Annotated in this window: 4 protein-coding genes and 1 pseudogene; 3 read left to right on the top strand and 2 right to left on the bottom strand. The window is 39.3% G+C overall.

Translation table 11 applies throughout. From position 1 onward, the window contains the following. From BLR11_RS13685 to BLR11_RS13675, 3 genes and pseudogenes are all read left to right on the top strand, one after another. A pseudogene (locus BLR11_RS13685) lies at positions 1-266 on the top strand (hypothetical protein); the annotation flags it as partial. Positions 267-441: 175 nt separating this feature from the next. Further along, positions 442-1725: an ArsB/NhaD family transporter gene (locus BLR11_RS13680; RefSeq protein ID WP_245675177.1), complete on the top strand. Its 1284-nt coding sequence runs from the start codon at positions 442-444 to the stop codon at positions 1723-1725. Between the two features lie 230 nt (positions 1726-1955). Next, on the top strand, positions 1956-3056 hold the full coding sequence (locus BLR11_RS13675; protein ID WP_091653212.1) for a KamA family radical SAM protein: 1101 nt from the start codon (positions 1956-1958) through the stop codon (positions 3054-3056). A 171-nt stretch (positions 3057-3227) separates the two neighbouring features. Here the strand turns inward: BLR11_RS13675 and BLR11_RS13670 are convergent, their stop codons facing one another. Continuing rightward, positions 3228-4355, bottom strand: a complete 1128-nt coding sequence (locus tag BLR11_RS13670) for a 5-methyltetrahydropteroyltriglutamate--homocysteine S-methyltransferase (protein ID WP_091653211.1) — start codon at positions 4353-4355, stop codon at positions 3228-3230. Positions 4356-4388: 33 nt separating this feature from the next. Then, positions 4389-5564: a MalY/PatB family protein gene (locus BLR11_RS13665; RefSeq protein ID WP_425433766.1), complete on the bottom strand. Its 1176-nt coding sequence runs from the start codon at positions 5562-5564 to the stop codon at positions 4389-4391. Positions 5565-5625 lie beyond the last annotated feature (61 nt).

Raw genomic sequence — 5625 nt, 5'->3', positions numbered from 1 at the left:
ATTGGAGTCGGACGGGAGGGACTGCGATGGTGAAAGTGATTACGGCCATACGAAACAAGGAATTAGATCAGGCGTTTGCCGACTGGACCAAGGGGTTTACCGCTCCAGTCAGCCGCACTTTCCGTGGGACGATGAGACGAGTCATGCGGAAGATTCCCTTTCAAACGCATGTAGGGATTCATCACGGACGCATTTGCAATAATGGCCCGTCCAGCAGTGCCATAGGGAAGTTAGCTAACAGTTTCTCAACGCCTGCATTTTTATAAAAAAACGATGTCGATGAGGCTAGCTATTATCTAGGTCAATACATTCACCGAGAACTTCTTGACACATACGATAAAATATTTATTCTTGTTTTGTTTCTATATAACTCGTATACTAATAGTATTAATATAATGTATATATAGATTATTTATTAGCATAAAAATGGGAAGTGTTTTTTTGGCAATTGATACTATGGAAGCAATAGTGATCTTTGTGATCGCCTATGTGCTTATTATTTCGGAAAAAGTTCATCGTACTATCGTTGGCATATGTGGTGCGGTACTCATGGTTCTTTGTGGGATTATATCGCAGGAGGCAGCGGTAGCACATATCGATTTCAATACATTAGGACTTTTGATGGGGATGATGATTATTGTCAATATTACCAGTGAAACGGGGGTGTTTAGTTTTTTGGCTATTTGGTCGGCAAAAAAAGTTCGGGCAAACCCCATTGCATTATTAGCGGCCTTGTCCTTTTTGACGATGGTTTGTTCTGCGTTTCTTGATAATGTAACGACGGTTCTATTGACGGTACCTATCATGTTCAGTATTACATCACAGCTGAAAATCGATGTAAAACCTTTTTTAATTTCACAGATTCTGGCAGCTAATATTGGCGGTGCGGCAACTCTTATTGGAGATCCGCCTAATATTATGATCGGCAGTGCTGTCGGATTGAATTTTATGTCTTTTATTACCAATTTGTCGGCTGTTTGTGTAGGTATATTTGCTGTGACGGAAATCGTACTTATTTTTATATACCGAAAACAGCTTCATACAACCGCAATACTACAGGAACAGGTTATGCGGCTTGATGCAAAAAAACAAATTCACAAGCCGGGACTGCTGCGAAAATGTTTGCTTGTTCTATGTATAACAATTGGGTTATTTGTATTTCACAGTACGCTCCATTTGGAAACAGCGACAGCGGCACTTACCGGTGCGGGGCTGTTGTTGTTAATCAGCTGCCGCCGTGACGAAGGTACGATTACCAAGGTGTTAGGAAAAATAGAATGGACGGCTATATTCTTTTTTGCTGGATTGTTTGTTCTGGTAGGAGCGCTTGTTGATACGGGAGTTATTGCCATGATGGCTGCGGAGGCTGTGAAAATTACGCAGGGAAATTTAACAGCAACCGCCATGCTGATTCTTTGGATGAGTGCTTTTGCATCTGCTTTTATTGATAATATTCCCTTTGTAGCAACGATGATTCCTCTTATCAAAGATATGGGAATCATGGGTATGACTCATCTCGATCCTCTTTGGTGGTCATTGTCCTTAGGAGCTTGCTTGGGAGGCAATGGTACATTGATCGGAGCGAGTGCCAATGTTGTGGTCGCTTCAATGGCTGCACAGCGGGGCAGACAAATTTCTTTTATTGGTTTTATGAAGATTGCGTTTCCATTAATGGTACTTTCTGTTTTTATCAGCAGTATTTATGTATACTTTCGATATTTGTAAAAAACAAAAGACTTGTCAGATGCGGTAAAGTATCATCTGGCGGTCTTTTATTTTATGTAGGAGTAAAATTGATCGGTTATATGAATTTTGCAAAGGTGATTGCAAAATTATTAGTTGTTTTATATTGCAGAAACAGTTGAAAAGCTCATATAATAGAATTAGAAATAATTTCCCTGATATATGGCAGCATGAGATGTTTTTTAACATCTTTGTGGAAGGAGGCGTAAGGTATGGATACTTGGCAAAATGAATTAAAAAACAATATTACAACCGTTTCGGAATTAGCGGCGTTATTGCCACTGACAAAAGAAGAAATTGAAAAAATGAAAGAATTGATTCAATATTATCCTATGTCTATTTCTCGATACTATTTTTCTTTGATAGATAAGGAGGATCCAGAGGATCCTATTCGAAAAATGTCGGTTCCGGAAGTTTGTGAATTTGACAGTGACGGCCTTCTTGATACTAGCGGAGAGGCATCAAATACGGTTCTTACGGGGATGCAGCATAAATATAAGGAAACGGCATTGATCCTTTCTTCCAACCAATGTGCGATGTACTGCCGACATTGCTTCCGCAGACGTCTTGTAGGTCTTTCAGGTGAAGAAGTAGCAGATCATATGGATGAGATGACAGACTATGTGAAAGCACATCCGGAAATAAATAATGTTTTGATTTCTGGCGGAGATGCTTTGATTAATTCCAATATTCGCATAGAAGAATATTTGCGGAAATTTGTGGAACTTCCTCAGTTGGATTTTATTCGTATCGGCAGCCGGGTTCCCGTTACGTTTCCGCAGCGGATTATAGCTGATGCAGAACTTCAGGATATATTACGGAAATATAATAAGAAAAAACAAATATATGTGATTACTCATTTTAATCATCCAAAAGAATTAACAGGACAAGCGCAAGAAGCCGTGCAAATATTGCAGGAGATGAGAATTGTTGTGAAAAACCAGACAGTTCTCATGCGGGGAATCAATGATAAAGCGGAAATATTGGCAAGATTGCTGCGTGAACTTACGACATGGGGAATTGTACCCCATTATATTTTCCAGTGTCGTCCTGTTCTGGGAGTGAAGAGTCGTTTTCAAGTACCTTTGTTGGAAGGAAGCCGTATTGTTAATGAAGCGAATGCCCAGCAAAACGGACTGGGGAAAGTTGCTGATTATACCATGTCGCATGTTACGGGAAAAATACGTATTCTTGGATTAAATGATGCAGGAAACATGGTATTTCAATATAAACAAGCTAAAAATTCGCATAATATAGGGAAAATATTTACTAAAAAGCTTTCAGTTGATGAAAAATGGCTCGAAGATATATGAGGGTAGTACAAAACGGCAAGAGACTGTACAGTTACAGCCTCTTGCCGTTTTTATCGTTTTTTTCTGCTATAGCAGAAATATATTATTATAGTGCACCAGGTGTTATATACATACAAGCCAGCAGATGATTCCGGTATTTTGGCATACCTGTATGCATTGTCATATATACAGTTAGTTCCATACTTCATTTGCAATTTCTTTGACGAGTGCAATTTTTTGCCATTGTTCTTCTTCTGTCAATATATTTCCTTCCTCTGTGGATGAAAACCCGCATTGCGGACTAAGACAAAGCCGGTCTAAGGGGATAAATTGTGAAGCTTCTTTTATCCGGGAAATGATAGCGGCTTTATTTTCCAATTTTGGTTTTTTTGAGGTAATTAAGCCTAATACAACTATTTTATTATCAGAAACATCTTGCAGAGGGGTAAAGTCACCAGATCGATTATCATCAAATTCCAGATAATACCCGGTTACATTTTCTTTTCCGAATAATATTTTTCCTACAGGTCCATAACCACCGCTGGTAGCCCATGTAGAATGATAATTTCCGCGGCATACATGGGTGTTGATTATCAAATCTTTGGGGAGATCCGCAATGGAAGCATTAGTTAATCGCAGGTATAATTCTTGTAACGATTGCACGTTGGTTTCTCCACCAGATTGATTTTTCCAATACTTTATATCACATAGCATGCCCCAGGTGCAGTCATCTAATTGAAGATTGCGACAGCCTTCGTCGTATAGAGCAAGAATAAAATCATGGTAGGCTCGTATTAAATCTTGGCAGGCCTCTTTCCTGTCAGGATATACCGTATTCAAATATTTTTCGTTTTCCCCGCGTACTAATTCTGAAAAAAATTGAGCAGGTCCCGGGATGGTTTGTCGGCATAAAACGGTATCTCCGGCTAGTTGCTTTAAAAACCGGAAATGTGTTAAAAAAGGATGATTGGTAAAACGAATTTTACCGATTACTCGGGCAGAATCTGCGCGTGTTTCTTCTCCTTGGAATATATATCCGTGATCTAATACCGTGTGTTCGATTCCATTAAAGCCCCACATAAAATCAAGATGCCAGTAACTGCGGCGAAATTCACCGTCTGTTACGGAATGGAGACCGGCGGCTATTTCTTTTTTAACTAAGTCACGTATACATATATTTTCTATTTCCGTTAATTGTTCAAACGTGATTTTATTTTCGGCAAAATCGAAGCGGGCTTTTTTTAATGCGGCAGGGCGTAAAAAACTGCCGACGATATCATAACGAAAGGGTGCATGTGTTCGATTGGTTAATACGGTCATAGGGACAACTCCTTTATATAGCAAAGATTTGTTTTAATTAGTTATATGTTGCAGTACACATAATTTTTCTAATGCTGTTTTTAAAATCGTACGCGGACAAGCAATATTTAATCGTTCAAAACCTTCACCGTCAGGCCCAAACATAGCGCCGCTGTCAAGCCATAAACCCGCTTGGTTTAATAATACATCTTCACGTTGTGCTTCCGTTAATCCTAATGCACGAAAATCAAGCCAGATTAAATAGGTACCTTCAGGACAAATAAATCCGATTTGCGGAAGATTTTGCTGCAGAAAATTTTGAGTATACGTAATGTTGTCGTATAAATATATTTTAAGTTCATCAAGCCAGGGAGCCCCTTCTCGGTATGCCGCTTCGCCAGCGACGAGCCCTAATGTATTTAATTGGCTATATCCTGCTTTTGTGATTTCCTTTTTAAACTTTCGTCGTAATATAGGATTGGGAATAAAAATGTTGGATAATTGCAAACCGGCAAGATTAAAAGTTTTACTGGGAGATGTGCAAATAATAGTATTTTGTTCATACATTTCGCCAAGGGATGCAAATACGGTATGTATATGATTTGGCCAAACAAAATCTTGATGAATTTCATCTGCGGCGATACATACATGATGAGATAAGCAAATATCGCCAATTCGGATTAGTTCTTCTTTTGTCCATACACGACCGCCGGGATTATGTGGATTGCAGAGCAGAAATAATTTGACATTGTTTTCAATTATTTTTTTTTCGAAATCGTCAAAATCAATTTTGTAATTGCCATTTTTAAGAATCAGCGGACTGTTTACAACTTTTCGATCATTGTCTTGAATAACTTCGCTGAACGGATAATAAACCGGCTGCTGGATCAGTATGCTATCTCCCGGGTTCGAGTAAGCACGTACTGCCATGGCTAATGCAAAGACGATGCCCGGTGTCTGGATAATCCAATTTTTTTGAATGGTCCAATGATGACGCGTTTGGAACCATTCTTTGAGAACGTTATAAAATCGGTCGGGGTCGGCTTCACTGTAGCCGAATATGCCATGATCAATACGGGAATGTAATGCACTTAAAATGCAAGGTGCTGTAGGGAAGTCCATGTCGGCAACCCAAAATGGCAGGATGTTGGCAGGTTTGTTTCGTCGGACTGCTGCATCATATTTTAAGCAATCTGTACCTTGGCGATTTGTTACGTTATCAAAATTCATAAGAGTCACTCCTTTTTGGTTATGCCAGTGCTTGTTTTAAGTCGGCGATCAAGTCGTTTAC

This window comes from Megasphaera paucivorans (assembly GCF_900103535.1).
Classification (GTDB): Bacteria; Bacillota; Negativicutes; order Veillonellales; family Megasphaeraceae; genus Megasphaera_A; species Megasphaera_A paucivorans.
The sequence above is the reverse complement of the archived record's forward strand: the minus strand, read 5'-3'. Positions and strand labels throughout refer to the sequence as shown.

Coding starts and splice junctions, on each gene's coding strand:
- BLR11_RS13670 (WP_091653211.1), bottom strand. CDS start 4,355: ATGACCGTATTAACCAATCGAACACATGCACCCTTTCGTTATGATATC.
- BLR11_RS13675 (WP_091653212.1), top strand. CDS start 1,956: ATGGATACTTGGCAAAATGAATTAAAAAACAATATTACAACCGTTTCG.
- BLR11_RS13665 (WP_425433766.1), bottom strand. CDS start 5,564: ATGAATTTTGATAACGTAACAAATCGCCAAGGTACAGATTGCTTAAAA.